The organism is Citrobacter sp. C13, assembly GCF_014596815.2.
In the GTDB taxonomy this organism is placed as follows: Bacteria; Pseudomonadota; Gammaproteobacteria; order Enterobacterales; family Enterobacteriaceae; genus Citrobacter; species Citrobacter portucalensis.
Window position 1 is genome coordinate 2933654 of the sequence record NZ_CP115024.1, and the last position, 21634, is coordinate 2955287.

At 52.8% G+C, this 21634-nt stretch carries 19 protein-coding genes; 4 read left to right on the plus strand and 15 right to left on the minus strand.

Annotated elements, in window-relative coordinates; translation table 11 throughout:
- Window positions 1-43: 43 nt before the first annotated feature.
- Complete coding sequence (locus IB222_RS14075; RefSeq protein WP_032942969.1) at window positions 44-1498, plus strand: AMP nucleosidase; 1455 nt, start codon at window positions 44-46, stop codon at window positions 1496-1498.
- Window positions 1499-1513: 15 nt separating this feature from the next.
- Window positions 1514-3292: an aminopeptidase P family protein gene (locus tag IB222_RS14080; RefSeq protein ID WP_149385029.1), complete on the plus strand. Its 1779-nt coding sequence runs from the start codon at window positions 1514-1516 to the stop codon at window positions 3290-3292.
- Window positions 3293-3347: 55 nt separating this feature from the next.
- Here IB222_RS14080 and ptsG read toward each other — a convergent pair whose 3' ends face one another.
- From ptsG to yceD, 14 genes are all read right to left on the minus strand, one after another.
- Complete coding sequence (gene ptsG, locus IB222_RS14085; RefSeq protein ID WP_003036277.1) at window positions 3348-4781, minus strand: PTS glucose transporter subunit IIBC; 1434 nt, start codon at window positions 4779-4781, stop codon at window positions 3348-3350.
- Between the two features lie 416 nt (window positions 4782-5197).
- Entirely contained in the window at window positions 5198-5995 is a 798-nt protein-coding gene (locus IB222_RS14090; protein WP_020996495.1) for a metal-dependent hydrolase, read from the minus strand.
- Window positions 5996-6005: 10 nt separating this feature from the next.
- Window positions 6006-7010, minus strand: a complete 1005-nt coding sequence (holB, locus tag IB222_RS14095; RefSeq protein ID WP_149385030.1) for a DNA polymerase III subunit delta' — start codon at window positions 7008-7010, stop codon at window positions 6006-6008.
- Window positions 7007-7648 (minus strand): dTMP kinase, encoded by a 642-nt coding sequence (gene tmk / locus IB222_RS14100; protein WP_048214457.1) that lies wholly within the window; start codon window positions 7646-7648, stop codon window positions 7007-7009. The genes holB and tmk overlap by 4 nt, the downstream gene beginning before the upstream one ends.
- Window positions 7638-8660, minus strand: coding sequence for a cell division protein YceG (yceG, locus tag IB222_RS14105; protein WP_008784373.1), 1023 nt, complete (start codon window positions 8658-8660; stop codon window positions 7638-7640). Before yceG ends, tmk begins: the two co-directional genes overlap by 11 nt.
- A gap of 2 nt (window positions 8661-8662) precedes the next feature.
- A complete protein-coding gene (pabC, locus tag IB222_RS14110; RefSeq protein ID WP_063941429.1) occupies window positions 8663-9472 on the minus strand; it encodes an aminodeoxychorismate lyase in 810 nt (269 codons plus the stop codon).
- 135 nt (window positions 9473-9607) lie between these two features.
- Window positions 9608-10849 (minus strand): beta-ketoacyl-ACP synthase II, encoded by a 1242-nt coding sequence (fabF, locus tag IB222_RS14115; protein ID WP_003036260.1) that lies wholly within the window; start codon window positions 10847-10849, stop codon window positions 9608-9610.
- A gap of 85 nt (window positions 10850-10934) precedes the next feature.
- Complete coding sequence (gene acpP, locus IB222_RS14120; RefSeq protein ID WP_000103754.1) at window positions 10935-11171, minus strand: acyl carrier protein; 237 nt, start codon at window positions 11169-11171, stop codon at window positions 10935-10937.
- Window positions 11172-11325: 154 nt separating this feature from the next.
- The gene (gene fabG / locus IB222_RS14125) at window positions 11326-12060 is read right to left on the minus strand and encodes a 3-oxoacyl-ACP reductase FabG (RefSeq protein ID WP_003036255.1); all 735 of its coding nucleotides are present in this window, start codon (window positions 12058-12060) and stop codon (window positions 11326-11328) included.
- A gap of 12 nt (window positions 12061-12072) precedes the next feature.
- Complete coding sequence (gene fabD / locus IB222_RS14130; RefSeq protein ID WP_126318487.1) at window positions 12073-13002, minus strand: ACP S-malonyltransferase; 930 nt, start codon at window positions 13000-13002, stop codon at window positions 12073-12075.
- Between the two features lie 15 nt (window positions 13003-13017).
- On the minus strand, window positions 13018-13971 hold the full coding sequence (fabH, locus tag IB222_RS14135) for a beta-ketoacyl-ACP synthase III (protein ID WP_003832181.1): 954 nt from the start codon (window positions 13969-13971) through the stop codon (window positions 13018-13020).
- A gap of 77 nt (window positions 13972-14048) precedes the next feature.
- Window positions 14049-15128 (minus strand): phosphate acyltransferase PlsX, encoded by a 1080-nt coding sequence (plsX, locus tag IB222_RS14140; RefSeq protein WP_071846967.1) that lies wholly within the window; start codon window positions 15126-15128, stop codon window positions 14049-14051.
- A gap of 123 nt (window positions 15129-15251) precedes the next feature.
- Window positions 15252-15425: a 50S ribosomal protein L32 gene (gene rpmF, locus IB222_RS14145; RefSeq protein ID WP_003036242.1), complete on the minus strand. Its 174-nt coding sequence runs from the start codon at window positions 15423-15425 to the stop codon at window positions 15252-15254.
- A 16-nt stretch (window positions 15426-15441) separates the two neighbouring features.
- On the minus strand, window positions 15442-15963 hold the full coding sequence (gene yceD / locus IB222_RS14150) for a 23S rRNA accumulation protein YceD (protein ID WP_003036239.1): 522 nt from the start codon (window positions 15961-15963) through the stop codon (window positions 15442-15444).
- Window positions 15964-16160: 197 nt separating this feature from the next.
- Here yceD and IB222_RS14155 point away from each other — a divergent pair, with 197 nt between their 5' ends.
- Window positions 16161-16745: a nucleoside triphosphate pyrophosphatase gene (locus tag IB222_RS14155; protein ID WP_003832177.1), complete on the plus strand. Its 585-nt coding sequence runs from the start codon at window positions 16161-16163 to the stop codon at window positions 16743-16745.
- An 82-nt stretch (window positions 16746-16827) separates the two neighbouring features.
- On the opposite strand, the gene rluC is transcribed toward IB222_RS14155, so the two are convergent.
- Window positions 16828-17781 carry a 23S rRNA pseudouridine(955/2504/2580) synthase RluC gene (gene rluC / locus IB222_RS14160; RefSeq protein ID WP_003036228.1) on the minus strand — a complete coding sequence of 318 codons (954 nt, stop codon included), beginning with the start codon at window positions 17779-17781 and terminating at the stop codon, window positions 16828-16830.
- Between the two features lie 574 nt (window positions 17782-18355).
- Between rluC and rne the strand changes: the two genes are divergently transcribed.
- Window positions 18356-21610 (plus strand): ribonuclease E, encoded by a 3255-nt coding sequence (gene rne, locus IB222_RS14165; RefSeq protein WP_149385031.1) that lies wholly within the window; start codon window positions 18356-18358, stop codon window positions 21608-21610.
- Window positions 21611-21634: the final 24 nt, after the last annotated feature.

Here is a 21634-nt window from a genome sequence, read left to right on the forward strand (position 1 = left end):
TACTATCGGGAGAGCAGTACATCTGTGGAACAAGGAGACAGACATGAACAATAAGGGCTCCAGCCTGACCCCGGCTCAGGCACTGGATAAACTGGACGCGCTGTACGAGCAGTCGGTTAAAGCACTGCGTAGCGCCATTGGTAAGTATATTGAAACAGGGACGCTCCCTGATGTAATCGCCCGCCATAACGGTCTTTTTGTTTACCCATCACTGTGTGTCACCTGGGATGGCAGCGCCACCAATCCCCCGAAAACCCGCGCCTATGGTCGTTTTACCCATGCGGGCTGCTACACCACTACGATTACCCGTCCGTCGCTTTTTCGTCCGTATCTTGAAGAACAACTCACGCTGCTGTATCAGGATTATGATGCGCATATCTCCGTCGAGCCGTCGCAGCATGAAATTCCCTATCCGTATGTCATTGACGGTTCTGAACTGACGCTCGACCGCTCGATGAGCGCCGGCCTAACGCGCCATTTCCCCACAACCGAGCTGTCACAGATTGGCGATGAAACAGCAGACGGTACCTATCATCCGGCGGAATTCTCCCCGTTGTCACACTTCGACGCCCGACGAGTAGATTTTTCGCTGGCGCGACTACGCCACTACACGGGAACACCGGTTGAACATTTTCAGCCGTTTGTGCTGTTCACCAACTACACCCGCTATGTCGATGAGTTTGTGCGTTGGGGGTGCAGCCAGATCCTCGACCCTGATAGCCCATATATCGCGCTTTCTTGCGCGGGCGGGATCTGGATCACCGCTGAAACTGAAGCGCCTGAAGAAGCGATCTCCGATCTCGCCTGGAAGAAACATCAGATGCCCGCCTGGCATTTAATCACCGCCGACGGTCAGGGGATCACGCTGGTTAATATCGGCGTTGGCCCGTCTAACGCCAAAACCATTTGCGATCATCTGGCTGTACTGCGTCCTGACGTCTGGCTGATGATTGGTCACTGTGGCGGGCTGCGTGAAAGCCAGGCGATCGGCGACTATGTTCTGGCCCACGCTTATCTGCGTGACGACCACGTGTTGGATGCCGTACTGCCGCCGGACATTCCAATTCCGAGCATAGCGGAAGTTCAACGCGCACTGTATGACGCGACCAAAGAAGTCAGCGGTATGCCCGGTGAAGAGGTTAAACAGCGCCTGCGTACCGGTACCGTCGTCACCACCGACGATCGTAACTGGGAGCTACGCTATTCCGCTTCTGCGCTGCGTTTCAACCTCAGCCGCGCAGTGGCTATCGATATGGAAAGCGCCACCATCGCCGCTCAGGGGTATCGTTTCCGCGTTCCGTACGGCACGCTGCTGTGCGTTTCCGACAAGCCACTGCACGGTGAGATCAAACTGCCTGGTCAGGCCAACCGTTTTTATGAAGGTGCCATTTCTGAGCATCTGCAAATAGGTATCCGGGCTATCGATCGTCTGCGTGCTGAAGGCGACCGACTGCACTCCCGTAAATTACGTACGTTCAACGAACCGCCGTTCCGTTAAGACCTGAAGGTAACTATGCACAACTCAACTCCTCTTTCCGCCCTGCGCAACCTGCTGATAGCGCAGGGGCTGGATGGCATGATTGTTCCGCGCGCCGATGCTCATCAAAGTGAAGATTGTACGCCGCATGACAATAAACTGGCCTGGCTGACCGGTTTTAGCGGCTCTGCCGGCCTCGCGTTGGTCCTTCGGGATCGCGCGTTAATGTTTGTCGATGGACGCTATCAGGTCCAGGTACGCAATGAAGTCTCGCTGGATGAATTTGAAATTCATCATTTACACGATGAGCCGCTGGCCGACTATTTGCAGTCTCACGTTGCAGCGGTTACACGTATCGGCTTTGAACCGCTGCTGATGGTCAACAGCCAGTTTGAAGCCTTGTCGGCAACGCATTGCGAGCTGGTACCTCTTGAGCAAGATCCTTTTGACCAGGTATGGCTAGACCGACCGGCAGCCCCCTGCGGCATCATTCGTGAAATGCCCATTGAAATCAGCGGGGAAAGCAGCACGCAAAAGCGTGCCCGCGTCGTGGAACAACTCGCTCAACACCAGGCTGACGTGCTGGCAATTACCCTGCCGGATAACATTGCATGGCTGTTGAATGTACGCGGTTCGGATCTGGCCATGGTGCCAGTGCCGTTTTCGTTTGCCCTGCTCCATCGCAGCGGTGAGCTGGAATGGTTTGTGGATAGCAATAAAACGCAGCAACTCCCCGCATCACTACTGAACACGCTCACGCTGGCCCCGCAAGAGAGTTTTCTGACTCGCTGCCAGCAGTTGGCCAATGGGAAGCGCTTCCTGGTCGATAAAGACTACGCCCCGGTCGCGTTGCGTTTTGCCATTGAAGAACACGGTGGCAACGTTCTTTGGGCGCCCGATCCCATCACTCTGATGAAATCCCACAAAAATGACGTTGAACTGGCAGGCTATCGGGAATGCCATGAACAAGATGGCGCAGCCTGGGTAAACTTCCTTGCCTGGCTGGCCCATGAAGTTCCTTTGCGCGAAGCGGCAGGCAATCCGGTCACCGAGCTGGAAGCGCAGGCCAAGCAACTGGAATTTCGCCAGCAGCAGCCGGGATTTATCGAGCAAAGTTTCAGCACGATTTCGGCCTCTGCCAGCAATGCCGCAATGTGCCATTACCACTCCAGTGAAAAGACCAATACGCCAATTACCTCGCAGGCCATGTATCTGAATGATTCCGGTGGCCAGTACCACAATGGTACGACGGATACGACGCGTACCCTCGCATTTGGCCCACAGGATCCGCAACGTCGCCTACATTACACAGCCGTGTTGAAAGGCTTTTTGTCGCTTATTTCGCTGCAGTTTCCCAGTGGGACTCAGGGCCATCAACTGGATGCCTTTAGCCGCCGGGCGTTGTGGGAGCTGGGACTGGATTTTGATCATGGCACGGGACACGGCGTGGGTCACCAGTTGCTTATTCATGAGCAACCCCATCGCATCGCCAAAAAAGTAAACCCGTGGCCACTGGTCGCAGGCAATATCATCACCATCGAGCCGGGTTATTATCTGGCCGGACAGTATGGGATCCGTATTGAGAATCAGGTGGAGATTATCAACAGTCGTCCTGGTTTTTGTCGTTTCTCAACGCTGACGCTGGTGCCGATTGATTTGAATCTGGTTGAACTGCATCTGTTGAATGAAGCTGAAAAGCAGTGGATTGATGATTACCACCAGCAGGTCAGAGAGACGTTATCCCCTCACGTAAATGCAGAGGCTCGTCCGTGGTTGTTCGCTGCTACCGCGCCGATTCGCGTTCAGGCTAATTAATACAATAAAAAAGGCAGCCCGCAGGCTGCCTTAGTTCTCCCCAACTTCTTACTGCTTAGCTGTTACGGATGTACTCATCCATTTCAGTTTTCAGGTTATCGGACTTAGTACCGAAAATCGCCTGAACACCGGAACCAGCTACCACAACGCCCGCCGCACCCAGTTTCTTCAGGCCAGCCTGATCCACTTTGGCAACGTCAGCCACGCTGACACGCAGACGGGTGATGCACGCATCAAGGTTAGTGATGTTTTCTTTACCGCCGAATGCCGCAACCAGAGCCGGAGCCATTTCGCCGGACGCACCTGCTTTGCTGTCTTCGGTAGCATCTTCACGACCCGGAGTTTTCAGGTCCAGCGCTTTGATCAGCACACGGAAGATGGTGTAGTAAACAATCGCATAACCGATACCGACAATCGGGAACAGCCACAGTTTGCTGCTGTTACCGGACAGAACGATAAAGTCGATCAGACCGTGGGAGAACGACGTACCGTCACGCATACCCAGCAGGATACAGATCGGGAATGCCAGACCAGCCAGAATCGCGTGGATGATGTACAGGATCGGCGCCACGAACATGAAGGAGAACTCGATCGGCTCGGTAATACCGGTCAGGAACGAGGTCAGCGCCGCGGAGATCATGATACCGCCCACTTTCGCGCGGTTTTCTGGTTTAGCAGAGTGCCAGATAGCGATAGCGGCAGCCGGCAGACCGTACATTTTGAACAGGAAGCCACCGGACAGTTTGCCCGCAGTCGGGTCACCCGCCATATAGCGAGGGATATCACCGTGGAACACCTGACCTGCAGCGTTGGTGTATTCACCGATCTGCATCTGGAAAGGAACGTTCCAGATATGGTGCAGACCAAACGGCACCAGGCAGCGTTCAATGAAGCCATAGATACCGAACGCCACGACCGGGTTCTGGTATGCAGCCCACTGGGAGAACGTCTGAATAGCAGTACCGATCGGCGGCCAAATGAAGGACAGAACCACACCCGTGAAGATGGCAGCCAGACCAGAAATGATAGGAACGAAGCGCTTACCCGCAAAGAAGCCAAGATACTCAGGCAATTTAATACGGTAGAAGCGGTTGAACATATACGCTGCAATCGCACCGGAGATAATCCCCCCGAGAACACCCGTATCAGCAAGGTGTTTAGCGGCGATCTCTTCAGCAGGTAAATGCAGAACCAGCGGCGCAACAACAGCCATGGTTTTAACCATGATGCCATAAGCAACAACGGATGCCAGTGCAGATACGCCGTCGTTGTTGGTGAAGCCTAACGCAACACCGATAGCAAAAATCAGCGGCATGTTTGCAAAAACAGAACCGCCTGCTTCTGCCATTACGTGCGATACAACGGCTGGCAGCCAGCTGAAGTTAGCGGAACCGACGCCCAGCAGGATACCTGCAATCGGGAGTACGGAAACCGGCAGCATCAGCGATTTACCGACCTTTTGCAGGTTAGCAAATGCATTCTTAAACATAATTAGGAGTGCTCCTGAGTATTTGTGCTTATACACTTCATCCTTCAAACCGCCTCTGCGTTGGCTGCGCGCTTAAATCCCAGTCACTTACTCTGGTAAGCTCCTGCAATTCACTCACTTGCCGCCTTGATGCCGCTTGAATGATTTTGTGTATTCTACGTTCTCACGCATTGGCGAGGGGGGAGAACCTCGCCGTGTACAGGGCATCTAAGTACCCTTTATTTATTACACAGAGTAAAATAATTCAGTTTGTTTTTGTTTGACGGCTATCACAGTTCAGTCGTGAATGGCCGCAAAATCCGCACATTCCGATAAAATGAGTTTCTGAATGTGTCAAACTGATTATTCACCGCCCATTTTGTGGCGGTGAACTTTACTCGCATTAGTGATTAATTACGAGCTTTAAAAAAAGTCAGTTAACGAACAGATTGCAGGCGAGAAGCGTCGATGTGAAACAGGCGGGCAAAGTTATCAGTGGTTGCCTGCGCCAGTTCTTCAACGGCAACACCTTTCACTACGGCCATGTACTCTGCAACGTCACGAGTCATGGCGGGCTGGTTCTCTTTTCCACGATGCGGTACAGGCGCAAGGTAGGGAGAATCCGTCTCAACCAATAGCCGGTCCAGAGGAACATAGCGGGCGGCATCACGGAGCTGCTCTGCATTTCGGAACGTGACGATGCCGGAAAACGAGATATAGAATCCAAGGTCCAGTAATTTGCCCGCCGTTTCTCTGTCCTCTGTAAAACAGTGTAGTACGCCGCCACAATCCGTCACTTTTTCTTCGCGCAGAATAGACAGCGTATCGGCTCGCGCATCGCGGGTATGCACGATAACCGGCTTCTGTAACTCACGGCCGATCTGAATGTGGTGGATAAAAGATTCCTGCTGGCGCACCTTTGTTTCCGGCGTGTAAAAATAGTCCAGCCCGGTTTCTCCCATCGCCACAACCCCCTCTTCGGCGGCAAAACGACGCAGGTCCTCAACATCATAGGTTTCATCCTGATTTAACGGATGCACGCCGCAGGAGAAAACGACATTGTCACGCTCACCGACCAGTTCGCGCATACTGCGGTATCCTGGCAGAGTGGTCGCAACGGCAAGACAGAATTTCACATCGCGTGCGGCCGCTTTCGCCAGCACGTCGTCCACGTCCTTATGCAGAGATTGATAATCCAGGCCATCAAGATGGCAGTGTGAGTCGACTAAAAACATAATGTCTCTCTCAAAGATGGGGAACAGGCAGTACGGAGCCTGGTTGCAGGTAATGCTCAATACGAAGAATAAGATCGGTTAACACCAGCTCACGGTTTACGCCCGTCACGTTCAGCAGTTGCTGACGACAATGACAAACGTCACCGAGTATCGCCTGTATCTGGGCAACGGATAACCATTCTGCGATAGAAGATATCAGGTCCAGCGCATCAGGATTCGTTAAATGGGAAACGCCATACGGACGTTTCAACGCATCGGTCAACAACGTTGCCAGCCAGTGTAAACGGGCGGCAGCCTGATCGTGGTTTAACGCCGCGAGCAGTATATACCAGTCGCCTGTGTTTAATGTGTTCCCCAGTGCCGCACAAAAATCTGTGCGGTGCGCCCAGCTTTCAGCCTGTAACAACGTAAGTGCCGCGCCTGGCGAACCTGCACTCAGGCGTAACGCGCTCAGCAGCGCTTCTGACGACGCAGTCACTTCACGAGCAAGCCAGGAAATCGCATACGACTCCGGCGGTGGTGCAAGATGATGTAACCGACAACGGCTGCGTAATGTCGCCAGCAAGCGAGCTGGCTCTGTGCTGGCGAGGAAAAACCAGGTTTGTGCCGGGGGTTCTTCCAGCGTTTTCAGCAAGGCGTTGGCGGCGGCATCAGTTAACTGGGCAGCATCCGGGATCCACACGACCTTCGCGCCGCCGAGACGCGAATGCTCGTACAGCTTTTCACTGACTTCGCGTACCGCATCAACCCCCAGCGTGCTTTTGCCTTTTTCCGGCAGCAGCGAATAGTAGTCAGGGTGCGTCCCTGCCTGCATTAGCTGACAGCCGCGGCACTGTCCACAGCTTTTATGCCCTTCCGGCTGCTGGCACATTAAATAGCGGCTGAGGGCGTAAATCAGCGCGTCGTCGCCCATTCCGGGTAACGCCTGAATCAGTAACGCATGGTGACCACGACCCGTCTGGTAGCTGGCTACCAGTTTTTCAAAATCCGGTCGTAACCATGGGTACCATTTCATGCGCCCTGCTCCTTCACCCATTGGGTGATGGTATGACGGATATCAGCCATCACAGCCTCCAACGGCTGCGTAGCGTCTATAGTACGAATGCTGGCGTCTTTGGCAGCCAGCTCAAGATAACGCGCGCGAGTACGATTAAAGAAGTCGAAAGATTCCTGCTCAATACGATCCAGCTCGCCGCGGGCACGGGCACGCTTCAACCCGACTTCTGGCGTCACATCCAGATAGATCGTCAGGTCCGGACGAAAATCACCAAGCACCGCATCACGCAGGGTTGCCAGCATGTTTTGATCGATACCGCGTCCGCCGCCCTGATACGCCTGGGTCGACAGATCGTGACGATCGCCAATTACCCACGCGCCTTTCGCCAGTGCAGGTTTAATAACGGTTTCGACCAACTGCACACGCGCCGCGTAAAACATCAGAACTTCGGCTTTATCGGTAATGACCTCGTCACCGACCGATTTAATATCCAGCACCAGACTTCTTAGTTTCTCAGCCAGCTGCGTTCCACCAGGTTCGCGGGTGAAAACCATGTCACGAATACCGAGTTGCTCAAGTGTCTCCACCACCACGTTACGCGCGGTGGTTTTTCCGGCGCCTTCCAGGCCTTCAATGACGATATAGTTACTGCCCATTTTTTTCCTTAAGCACTTTCAGGTAATCCTGCACGGACCGGTTGTGGCTGGCAAGATTGGTGTTAAACGTGTGGCCACCTTTACCGTCAGCCACAAAATAAAGATACGGCGTTTTTGCCGGATGTGCCGCGGCCTGCAACGATGCCTCTCCCGGCATGGCAATCGGGCCTGGCGGCAGCCCCGTAATGGTATAGGTGTTATAGGCGGTCGGGGTGTCTAAATCCACACGCGACAATTTGCCATTATACCGTGTACCCATCCCGTAAATCACCGTCGGATCGGTTTGTAAACGCATACCGATGCGTAAACGGTTAATAAAGACCGAAGCCACCTGGTCGCGCTCGCTGGCAACTGCAGTCTCTTTTTCAATAATAGAAGCCATGGTTACCAGCTGATTTTTGTCCTGATAAGGCAGGCCATCAGCGCGCCCCTCCCAGACAGTATCCACCGCTTTAACCATTTTCTGATGCGCGCGTTTTAGCAACGCTACGTCAGTAGTATTGGCGGTATACATCCAGGTATCTGGCCAGAACCAGCCTTCTACCCATTGCGGGTTTTCCAGCTTAAGTGCCTCGGCCACGGTCTCATAGCTATCGTCGCTTAACGTATGTTTGATATACGGGGCATCACGCAGCTGTTTGAGATAATCGCTCAGGCGCATCCCTTCAACCAGACGTAACGGGAACTGCGCCTCTTTGCCGCTTTCCAGTAGTTGCAGCATGTCCCGCACCGTCATGTCAGGCGTGAAGCGATATGTTCCGGCCTTAAAATGCGACAGCTCGGGCTCCACACGCAGCAGCCACTGGAACACGCGCGGACGATTGATAACTTTGTCTGCATACAGCTGTTCGCCGAGAGCCAGACGGCCCGTCCCCGCTTTCAGCGTAAAAATCGTTTCTTCTTTAATCAATAATTTGCTGTCCGCCAGATGGCGAACTTTCCACATTCCCACTCCAGCGGCAATGCCCAGCACAACCAGCAATAACAGGACAACAAGTAACAGTTTTTTCATGACTAATTCGGGTGCTCACAAAGTGGGGCTAAATAATCGAATAACAAACGTGAAGACAACAACGTGTCGCCACAGGCACGCACGGGAATAATGGGCATTAACGCGTTACAGACGACGATTTCATCAGCCTGCATTACCTCCTCCAACCCGGCATACACTTCGACAATACTGAATGGCGATTGTGCCAGCATCCGGATACAGAATTGTCGCATAATACCGTTCACTCCGGCCTGGTCCAGCCGGGGCGTGTAAACCACATCGCCTTTACGCCAGAACAAATTAGCCGCACAGCATTCCGTAACCCATCCCTCGCTGTCAAGAACCAGCGCTTCATCGGCGTCCGTCTGTTCAAGATGAGAGCGAATCAACACCTGCTCCAGTCGATTCAGGTGTTTAAGCCCGGCAAGCAGTGGATTACGTCCCAGCCGTACTGGGCTTAGCGCCAGCGTAATACCTTCTTGCCGCCAACGATCGTAATGATCGGGCCAGGCTGAAACGGAGAGGATGCGTGTCGCACTATGACAATTTTTGCCACTGTAACCCCGGCCTCCACTGCCACGGCTGATAATCACTTTCAACACACCGCGTACGTGCCCTTTCGCCAGCATTTTCATTTCATTTTGCAGCTCGGACCAATCTTCAAAAGAGATCAGCAGTTTTTGGCAAGCGTCTTGTAAACGCTCAAGATGCGCTGCAAAGAGAGGGATTTCACCGTCGATAATACAGGCAGTGGTAAAACAGCCATCACCAAATTGGGCCGCTCGATCGCTTGCGGCCAGCATATCTTGCTCGCAGCCATTAATTAAGAACATGGTGGCTCCTTATTTCTGGTCCGCTAGTTTGGCAGGATGAGTAACACAGGACAAGGGCAGAAAACCGAATAAAAAAAGGCCCGACAAGCGGACCTTTTCAATTTGCAATCGATGCTAGCGCATCACCTGACGGACTTAAATCTTTTTAAAGATCAAAGATCCGTTGGTACCACCGAAGCCAAAGGAGTTACACAGCGCATACTCCAGACCACTAACCTGACGCGCTTCGTGAGGTACGAAGTCCAGGTCACAACCTTCATCCGGATTATCCAGGTTGATGGTTGGCGGAATAGCCTGATCGCGCAGCGCCAGGATAGAGAAGATAGACTCTACCGCGCCCGCCGCACCCAACAGGTGTCCGGTCATGGATTTGGTGGAGCTTACCATCACACGGCTTGCCGCATCGCCAAAGACAGATTTCACTGCCTGAGTTTCAGCTTTATCGCCTGCAGGCGTAGACGTACCATGTGCGTTGACATAGCCGATCTGACCCGCTTCAATAGCCGCATCGCGCAGTGCGTTGACCATTGCCAGCGCAGCGCCTGCACCGTTTTCCGGTGGCGACGTCATGTGGTAAGCATCGCTGCTCATACCGAAGCCAACGACTTCAGCATAGATTTTTGCACCGCGCGCTTTCGCATGCTCGTACTCTTCCAGTACCACCATGCCAGCGCCGTCGCCCAGCACAAAGCCGTCACGCTCTTTGTCCCACGGGCGGCTTGCCGCTTGCGGGTTATCATTACGCGTAGACAGTGCACGTGCCGCGCCAAAGCCACCCACACCCAACGGCGTACTGGCTTTTTCAGCACCACCCGCAACCATCGCGTCTGCATCGCCGTATGCAATGATACGTGCGGCATGACCGATGTTATGCACGCCTGAAGTACAGGCGGTCGCGATGGAGATGCTTGGCCCTTGCAGGCCGTACATGATGGTCAGGTGACCAGCCACCATGTTAACAATCGTCGACGGAACGAAGAACGGGCTGATCTTACGCGGTCCACCGTTTACCAGTGAGGTATGGTTTTCTTCGATAAGACCGAGACCGCCAATACCAGAGCCGATAGCGGCGCCAATACGATGAGCGTTCTCTTCCGTAATTTCGAGGCCAGAATCCTGCATGGCCTGAACGCCAGCGACAATTCCATATTGAATGAAGGCATCCATCTTGCGCTGTTCTTTGCGCGAGATAATGTCTTCACAGTTAAAATCCTTTACTAAGCCAGCAAATTTCGTTGCATAGGCGCTAGTATCGAAATGGTCGATCAGGCTGATGCCACTCTGACCGGCAAGGAGAGCTTTCCAGGTAGACTCTACGGTATTGCCGACAGGAGACAACATGCCCAGTCCGGTCACAACTACACGACGCTTAGACACGGTTGTCCTCCAGGGAGGGAAAATAATTCAAGTGGGATAAAAAGATAAAACTCAGGCGGTCGAATGACCGCCTGGAGATGTTCACTTACGCCTGGTGGCCGTTGATGTAATCAATGGCAGCCTGAACGGTAGTGATTTTCTCAGCTTCTTCGTCCGGAATCTCAGTATCAAACTCTTCTTCCAGAGCCATTACCAGCTCAACGGTGTCAAGAGAATCTGCGCCCAGGTCTTCAACGAAGGAAGCATTGTTGGTTACTTCTTCCTGCTTAACGCCCAGCTGTTCGCCGATAATTTTCTTAACGCGTTCTTCGATAGTGCTCATACTCTTAAATTTCCTATCAAAACTCGCTTTCGCGATGGTTTTCGTAGTGTATAAAATGTTGAAAAATTTGCAACTAAATCCCGGCAGGTCTTACCACGATTTTACGTTATTTTGAGGCCAAGACCTACAATAACGCAAATATTTTTCATCGTGGTTAAACCATGTACATCCCGCCGTTGACGTGCAAAGTCTCACCTGTGATGTAACTTGCTTCGTCAGAAGCTAAAAATGCAACCGCACTGGCGATTTCCTGAGCGCCGCCGAGGCGACCCGCAGGAACCTGCGCCAGAATACCCGCACGCTGATCATCAGACAGCGCACGCGTCATGTCCGTTTCAATAAAGCCCGGAGCAACAACGTTTACAGTAATGCCACGAGACGCAACTTCGCGCGCCAGTGATTTACTGAAGCCGATCAGACCCGCTTTCGCCGCAGCGTAGTTAGCCTGACCCGCATTTCCCATGGTACCAACCACAGAACCGATAGTGATAATACGCCCATGACGCTTTTTCATCATAGCTCGCATTACCGCTTTTGACAGACGGAAAACAGATGACAGGTTGGTTTCGATGATATCGTTCCACTCGTCATCTTTCATGCGCATTAACAGGTTATCACGAGTAATCCCGGCATTATTGACCAGGATATCGACTTCACCAAATTCTGCGCGAATATTTTCCAGAACAGATTCGATAGATGCCGGATCGGTCACATTCAACATCAGACCTTTACCATTTGCACCTAAGTAATCGCTAATGGCCTGCGCGCCGCTTTCGCTGGTAGCAGTACCGATAACTTTCGCGCCACGGGCAACGAGTGTCTCAGCAATTGCGCGGCCAATGCCACGGCTTGCACCGGTAACCAGCGCGATTTTTCCTTCAAAACTCATGGTCTTCCTCTTTTATTGCTCTAGCGCCGCAGACAGTGCCGCCGGCTCATTCAGTGCCGAAGCAGTCAGGGTATCAACAATACGTTTCGTCAGACCGGTCAGAACTTTACCCGGACCGACTTCATACAGGTGCTCTACGCCCTGGGATGCCATAAATTCAACGGTTTTAGTCCACTGAACCGGGCTATACAGCTGACGAACCAGCGCATCGCGAATTGCGTCTGCCGTAGTTTCACACTTCACATCAACGTTGTTCACAACCGGAACAGTCGGTGCGTTAAAGGTGATTTTCTGCAGCTCAACGGCCAGTTTCTCAGCAGCAGGCTTCATCAGCGCGCAGTGAGAAGGAACGCTGACCGGCAGCGGCAGCGCACGCTTAGCGCCCGCGGCTTTACAGGCAACACCAGCACGTTCTACGGCTTCTTTATGCCCGGCAATAACCACCTGACCCGGTGAGTTAAAGTTTACCGGTGAAACCACCTGGCCTTCGGCAGACTCTTCGCACGCTTTAGCGATAGCGGCATCGTCCAGACCGATAATAGCAGACATGCCGCCAGTGCCTTCCGGAACCGCTTCCTGCATGAATTTGCCACGCAGTTCAACCAGACGTACGGCATCGGCAAAACCGATAACACCCGCACATACCAGCGCAGAATATTCGCCCAGGCTGTGACCCGCCATCAGCGCAGGTGTTTTACCCCCCTGCTGCTGCCATACGCGATAAAGCGCAACGGATGCGGTCAACAGCGCGGGCTGCGTCTGCCAGGTTTTATTCAGTTCTTCAGCCGGACCTTGCTGAGTCAACGCCCACAGATCATAGCCCAGTGCAGCTGATGCTTCAGCAAATGTTTCTTCAACAATTGGGTAGGTTGCTGCCATTTCAGACAACATCCCAACGGTCTGGGAACCCTGCCCCGGAAACACAAATGCAAATTGCGTCATGTTTAAATCCTTATACTAGAAACGAACCAGCGCGGAGCCCCAGGTGAATCCACCCCCGAAGGCTTCAAGCAATATCAACTGCCCAGCTTTAATACGCCCGTCGCGGACGGCTTCGTCCAGCGCGCACGGTACGGAGGCAGCAGAGGTATTACCATGTCTGTCGAGCGTCACGACAACATTATCCATCGACATACCCAGCTTTTTAGCTGTCGCGCTGATAATGCGCAGGTTAGCCTGATGCGGCACCAGCCAGTCCAGCGCAGAACGGTCGAGATTATTGGCTTCCAGCGTTTCATCAACGATGTGCGCAAGCTCGGTCACCGCGACTTTAAATACTTCGTTACCCGCCATCGTCAGGTGGATCGGGTTTTCCGGGTTCACGCGATCGGCGTTAGGCAGCGTCAACAGTTCGCCGTAGCGACCGTCAGCGTGCAGATGCGTGGAGAGAATGCCTGGCTCTTCTGATGCGCTCAGTACAACCGCACCAGCCCCATCACCGAAAATGATGATCGTTCCGCGATCGGTTGGATCGCAGGTACGGGCAAGGACATCGGAGCCAACGACCAGAGCATGCTTAACTGCGCCAGATTTAACGTACTGGTCGGCAACGCTCAGGGCGTAAGTGAAGCCAGCACAAGCGGCTGCAACGTCAAACGCCGGACAGCCTTTGATCCCCAGCATACTTTGGATCTGGCACGCCGCGCTTGGAAATGCGTGAGTGGATGATGTGGTAGCAACCACAATCAGACCAATTTGTTCTTTGTCGATGCCCGCCATTTCAATCGCACGGTTTGCGGCGGCAAAGCCCATCGTCGCAACTGTTTCATTTGGCGCTGCAATATGGCGTTCACGGATACCTGTACGAGTGACGATCCACTCATCAGATGTCTCAACCATTTTTTCCAAATCGGCGTTAGTACGCACTTGTTCAGGCAGATAGCTGCCAGTACCAATAATCTTCGTATACATGTACGCTCAGTCACTTTTTGGTTATATACCGCTACGAGCAAATCGCTGATACGTTGGCCACATTCACAAACGCACCGTTATCTGTGTGCTCGTGATTTTGCGCTTTCGCCACCGTCCAGCAGTTCGAATCCAGCTGGGTATACAGATTCCAGGCGAGCGGCAATTCGCTGAGGAACTTGTCGCTGCACCGCCTGCACTGCCTGTTCAATCGCGACTTCAAATGCTCGCTGATTGGCCGCACCATGACTCTTAATCACCGTGCCGCGCAATCCTAACAGACAGGCGCCATTATACTGGTCGGGGTTGAGGTGACTAAATCGCCTTGTCAGGCTTTTTTGTAACCAACGTTTTAATAACAGAAGCCACCACGACCGTTTTTTGCCCTCACCCTGAGATTTCAGCAGTGAAAGGAACATTCTGACAACACCTTCCATCGTCTTTAATGTGACATTACCTGTAAAACCGTCACAGACCAACACATCGGTTTTGCCAGTCAGTAACTCATTGGCTTCAAGATAGCCGATATAATTAATGGAAGGGATTGTTTTTAGCACAGCTGAAGCATCTCGAATACTGTCGAGACCTTTCGTTTCTTCTTCGCCGATGTTGAGTAACGCTACGCGAGGATTGGCAATGCCAACAACCTCTTCTGCCAGCACGGAACCCATGACGGCAAATTGCACCAACATCGTGCTATCACAATCTACGTTGGCGCCCAAATCCAGAACCACCGTTTTGCCCTTTTGCTGATGGGGTAACACCGTCACCAACGCAGGACGCTCAATCCCCTCAAGAGGTTTGAGCAATAACTTCGCAAGTCCCATGAGTGCGCCCGTATTACCGGCGCTGACACAAGCTTGTGCCTGACCTTCTTTCACGAGCTCCAGGGCAACACGCATTGAGCTTCCACGACTGGCGCGAATAGCTTGCGAGGGCCGGGCATCACTGGCAATAACTGACTGAGCAGGGATAATCTGCAGACGCGAACGTTGTTCGAAGTCAGCTTTGGCAAGTAATGGCGTGATTGTATCGGGATCCCCGACTAAAAGAAGTGTGAGTTGCGAATTAGAATTCAGTGCCTGCAATGCTGCAGGCACTGTCACGGTAGGGCCAAAATCTCCCCCCATGACATCTAACGCCAGGGTTAGACGTGTCAAGGTATCGTCGCTGCCCGGTTAGGTGTTTCCCCAGTTACCCGGGGAAAGCCTCACTAAGCTTCATCACGCGTTCACTCTCTGTCTTTCTCACCAGAAGTGGGAAAGCCATTGAGTCATGCGTGATTACTTAGCGATTACCTTACGGCCACGGTAGAAACCGTCGGCAGTGATGTGGTGACGCAGGTGTTGTTCACCAGAAGTTTTGTCTACAGACAGGCTGGTGACTGCGGTCAGAGCGTCATGAGAACGACGCATGCCACGTTTGGAACGGGTTGGTTTATTCTGTTGTACGGCCATGGACCTTACTCCTCAATTACTTACGCTTTAAGCTGGCTAATACGGCAAATGGGTTTGGTTTTTGCGCTTCATCAGGCAATTCGCCAAAGACCATGTCCGCCTCGGACACTTCACAGTGTTCAGAATCATGCACCGGAACTACCGGCAAGGAGAGGATAATCTCATCTTCAACCATTGCAAGCAGATCGATTTCACCGAATTCGTTAACCTCAATCGGCTCATACGCTTCCGGGAGTGCTTCAGCCTGCTCGTCAGAACGGACAGGACTAAAACAATATGTTGTGTGAACATGAAGTGGGAACGGTTTCCCGCAACGCTGACATTCGAGCGTAACCGATACCTTCGCATCACCGGTTATAACGGCGAGACGCTGGTTATCGATAGCGAACGACATGGAGCATTCCACATCACTGTCCACACTGACTACAGAATCGGCGACGCGCTCAACCAGATCAGAAGTATAGATACCTTCATAATCGAGGCGTTTTTGAGCCGTACGAACCGGATCAAGAGTCAGGGGTAATTTTACCTTTTGCATAGGGCGCGCATATTAACTTTGTAACGTCATATAGTCAAAGAAAAAGGCAGCCTGAGGTTGCCTTTTGCCAATAATTCGCACACATTGCGGGTCATCGACTTAAAATCGCTCAAGACAAGCCACTACAGCCAGCTTGTAGGTCGAAGTCCATAGTTTAAAATGGCTCTCATCAATACGCTATATGCGAGGGAAAAAATATGCCTCAACTTATTCTTGCCTCTACCTCCCCCTGGCGTCGCGCTTTACTCGAAAAACTGGCAATCCCGTTTGAATGCGCTGCGCCAGAGGTTGATGAAACGCCGTTGCCCGGCGAAGCACCACGCCATTTAGTCTTGCGACTGGCGCAGAAAAAAGCGCAATCTCTCGCCCACCGTTACCCATCGCATCTGATTATTGGCTCCGATCAAATTTGTGTTCTTGATGGTGAAATAACCGGCAAACCATTAACTGAAGAAAATGCGCGCCAACAATTACTCAAAGCCCGTGGCAATATTGTGACGTTTTACACCGGACTGGCGCTGTATAATTCTGCGACCGGACATTTACAAACTGAAGTAGAACCTTTTGACGTCCATTTCCGTCATTTAAGCGAGGCGGAAATTGATGATTATCTGCGCAAAGAGCGTCCGCTCCATTGTGCAGGTAGTTTCAAAAGTGAAGGGTTAGGTATTGCACTCTTTGAACGCCTGGAGGGTCGTGACCCAAATACCTTGATCGGTTTGCCGCTTATCGCGTTGTGTCAAATGCTGCGGCGGGAAGAGATGAACCCGTTGAATGCCTGATTGATCTGCCTGATGGCGACACGATGCGTCTTATCAGGCCTACGGTGCATCACACGATTGTAGGCCTGATAAGCACCGCGCATCAGGCTTTACTGCGTAATACCTCGAGGCAGCGCTTCAACTGCTTATCCATCGGCGCTTCAATACGCATCACTTCCCCCGTACCCGGATGGGTAAATTTCAACGCTGCTGCGTGCAGGAAAAGCCGATTCAACCCCGTATCCGCCAGTTGCTTATCGAACTCACGGTCACCGTAGCGATCGTCAAAAGCAATTGGATGACCGGCATACTGGGTATGCACACGAATCTGGTGCGTACGTCCGGTCACCGGGCTACAGCGCACAAGCGTAGCAAACGCATAGCGCTCTTCCACTTTAAAACGTGTTTCTGACGGTTTGCCTTCCTGGTTCACCCGCACGATACGCTCGCCGCTTTGCAGAATGTTCTTTAACAGCGGCGCCTGCACGGTTTTGACATGCGACTGCCATTGGCCTCGAACCAGCGCGAGATAGTCTTTCTGCATGCCTTTTTCACGCAGTTGTTCATGCAATGAACGCAAGGCTGAGCGTTTTTTAGCCACCAGCAAAACGCCGGAGGTATCCCGGTCGAGGCGATGCACCAGTTCAAGGAAACGCGCTTCCGGTCGCAACGCACGTAATCCTTCAATGACGCCAAAGCTTAACCCGCTTCCGCCATGTACGGCCGTACCTGAAGGTTTGTTAAGCACCAGAATGTGGTCATCTTCATATAAAATGACGTCGGTCAGCGCCGCGACCTTCTGCAGGTTTGGCGAAATGGCCTCTTCTTCACGTTCAGCGACACGCACAGGTGGAATACGCACAATATCCCCGTCTTCGAGTTTGTACTCGGGTTTAATGCGTTTTTTGTTCACCCGCACTTCGCCTTTACGCAAAATGCGATAAATCATACTTTTTGGCACGCCCTTAAGCTGGGTGCGCAAAAAGTTGTCGATGCGTTGCCCTGCTTCGTCTGCAGTAATGGCAACTGTTTTTACGGCTGGAGTCTCTGTTTTCATGGGGGCCGATTTTAAATAGCCATCAAGATTCGCGCCACACATTTTTCTATGCTTATATTAACTGCTATACCTTATTACTTAAGTTTGACATAGCCGATTTGGTGGTTATTAAAGCAATCACTACGCGGAAGTGAAAAAACTGTGAGTAACCGGGTGATAAATGGCAAAAGTCATCTTGCTATAACAAGGTTAGCAGTGGAATAATGAGGTTGTTTCCGTGTTGAATCTTGTTAAAACAAGAACTTTTCCGGAATGACCCAATTTTGCCCGACCGATCATCAACGCAGCAATGGCGTAAGACGTATTGATCTTTCAGGCAGTTAGCGGGCTGCGGGTTGCAGTCCTTACCGGTAATATGGAAGCTTTTCTGGAGAGTAACACCCAGACTGTTCCCCTGATAATTGCGCTGTGTTTCCGTATGAAATGCAGGCAACCGACACTCTGCGCCTCTTTGAGCTGACGATAACCGTGAGGTTGGCGACGCGAATAGACACGAGGCCATCGGTTCACACCCGGAAAGGCATTACTCTGCCCGCAGCTTAGTCGTCAATGTAAGAATAATGAGTAAGTTACGATGAAAAGAATGTTAATTAACGCAACTCAGCAGGAAGAGTTGCGTGTCGCCCTTGTAGATGGGCAACGTCTGTACGATCTGGATATCGAAAGTCCTGGACACGAACAGAAAAAAGCCAACATCTATAAAGGCAAAATTACCCGTATTGAACCGAGTCTGGAAGCTGCTTTTGTTGATTACGGCGCTGAACGTCACGGTTTCCTCCCGTTAAAAGAAATTGCCCGCGAATACTTCCCCGCTAACTACAACTCCCATGGTCGTCCCAACATTAAAGACGTGTTGCGCGAAGGTCAGGAAGTCATCGTTCAGATCGATAAAGAAGAACGCGGCAATAAAGGCGCTGCGCTGACTACCTTTATCAGCCTGGCGGGTAGTTATCTGGTTCTGATGCCGAACAACCCACGCGCGGGCGGTATCTCCCGTCGCATTGAAGGCGACGACCGTACCGAATTAAAAGAAGCGCTGGCAAGCCTGGAACTGCCTGATGGCATGGGGCTTATCGTGCGTACCGCAGGGGTCGGCAAATCCGCCGAAGCACTGCAGTGGGACCTGAGCTTCCGCCTGAAGCACTGGGAAGCGATTCAAAAAGCCGCTGACAGCCGCCCTGCTCCATTCCTGATCCACCAGGAAAGCAACGTTATCGTTCGCGCTTTCCGTGACTACTTACGTCAGGACATCGGCGAAATCCTTATCGATAACCCGAAAGTGATGGAGATGGCGCGTCAGCACATCGCCGCACTGGGTCGTCCGGATTTCAGCAGCAAAATCAAACTGTACACCGGTGAAATCCCGCTGTTCAGCCACTATCAGATCGAGTCTCAGATTGAATCCGCGTTCCAGCGCGAAGTACGTCTGCCGTCCGGCGGCTCAATCGTTATTGACAGCACAGAGGCACTGACCGCTATCGATATCAACTCCGCACGCGCAACTCGCGGCGGCGACATCGAAGAAACAGCGTTCAACACTAACCTTGAAGCAGCCGATGAAATTGCCCGTCAGCTGCGTCTGCGCGACCTCGGCGGTCTGATTGTAATCGACTTCATTGATATGACGCCGGTTCGCCACCAGCGCGCGGTTGAAAACCGTCTGCGCGAGGCCGTACGCCAGGACAGAGCGCGTATTCAGATCAGTCATATTTCTCGCTTCGGTCTGCTGGAGATGTCTCGTCAGCGTCTGAGCCCGTCTCTGGGTGAATCCAGCCATCACGTGTGCCCGCGTTGTTCCGGCACCGGTACCGTACGTGATAACGAATCACTGTCGCTGTCTATTCTGCGTCTGATCGAAGAAGAAGCACTGAAAGAAAATACGCAAGAAGTTCACGCTATTGTTCCTGTGCCGATCGCCTCTTACCTGCTCAACGAAAAACGTACCGCGGTTAATGCTATCGAAACGCGTCAGAATGGCGTGCGCTGTGTGATCGTGCCAAACGATCAGATGGAAACCCCGCACTATTCTGTGCTGCGCGTACGTAAAGGGGAAGAAACACCGACCCTGAGCTATCTGCTGCCGAAACTGCATGAAGAGGCAATGGCATTGCCGACGGAAGAAGAGTACGTCGAGCGTAAACAGCCTGAGCAACCGGCACTGGCCACCTTCGCCATGCCAGACGTTCCGCCAGCCCCTGCTCTGCAGGAACCTGCCGCGAAAGCCGCCGCACCTAAAGCTGCAGCAGCAACCGCAGCCGTTGCCGCACAGCCCGGTTTGATTAGCCGTTTCTTTGGCGCCCTGAAGTCCATCTTCGGTGGTAGCGAAGAAGTGAAACCGGTTGAACAACCTGCGCCGAAAGCTGAAGAGAAAACCGAACGCCAGCAGGATCGTCGTAAACCGCGTCAGAACAATCGTCGCGACCGTAACGATCGTCGTGATAATCGCGGTGACCGTGACAACCGTAGCGAACGTTCAGAAAACGGCGAAAACCGTGAAGATAACCGCCGTAACCGTCGTCAGTCCCAGCAGCAAAATGCGGAAGCTCGCGATAACCGCCAGCAAACCACTGATGTTGCAGACAAAGCGAAATCCGGTGATGAACAGCAGGCGCCGCGTCGCGAACGCAACCGCCGTCGTAACGATGACAAGCGTCAGGCTCAGCAGGAAGTTAAAGAGCTGAACCAGGCTGAACAACCTGTGCAGGATACCGAGCAGGAAGAGCGCGTACGTCAGCCTCAAACCCGCCGCAAACAGCGTCAGTTGACTCAGAAAGTTCGTTTCACAGACAGCCCGGCGGTTGAAGCCGAAGTGGCTACTGTTGCTGCAATCGCTGAAACTGCTGTTGCTCAACCAACAGAACAGCCGGTACCAGCACAGCGCACCGAACTGGCGAAAGTTGATCTGCCAGCCGTCGTTGCGACTGAGCAGGAAGACAACAGCGAAGCTCGTGACGCCAACGGTATGCCGCGTCGTTCTCGCCGCTCTCCTCGCCATCTGCGCGTCAGTGGACAGCGTCGTCGTCGTTACCGTGACGAGCGTTATCCGGTTCAGTCGCCGATGCCGTTAACGGTCGCCTGCGCATCTCCAGAATTAGCGTCCGGTAAAGTTTGGATCTGCTACCCTGTTGCACGTCCTCAGGATCAGCTGGTTGAAGAACAGCGCGAACAGGAAATGGTCCAGCAGCAAGCTGCACCTGTCGCCGTAGAGCCTCAGGTTGCTGCCGCTGCCGTTGAACACATTGTGGATGCCCCTGCGCCGGTTGAAGCCGTGCGACCAGAGGTTGTCGTAGCTGAGCCTCAGGCCGCCGTTGTTGAAACCACACAGGTTGAAACCACGCATCCGGAAGTGATTGCGACCCCTGTCGAGGAACAACCGCAAATTATCGCTGCATCTGATGCGCCCGTAGCAGAAGAAATCGCCGCTGAAGCCGAACCTGTGGCTGACGTTGTGACTGCACCGGTTGCTGAAGAGCCTGCAGAGGTTGTTATTCCCCAGCCAGAAGTGGTTGAAGAGATTGCTGAAGTTGTGGAAACAGCGCCAGTTGTTGAAGAGGTTGCAGCGCCGAGAGACGTTGTTGCCGCGCCTGTCGTCGAAACTGAAGTCGTTAAGGCTGAAGTTGTCGCAGCAAGCGCTGATGCTGAACACCTGCACAGCCATGCAACCGCGCCAATGACCCGCGCTCCTGCACCGGAATATGTGCCAGAAGCGCCGCGTCATAGCGACTGGCAGCGTCCGGCATTCGCCTTTGAAGGCAAAGGTGCCGCAGGTGGACACAGCGCAACGCATCAAGCGACTGCGCCAGCAACACGTCCACAGCCTGTTGAGTAAGCCATAATCAATATCAAAGCCGGC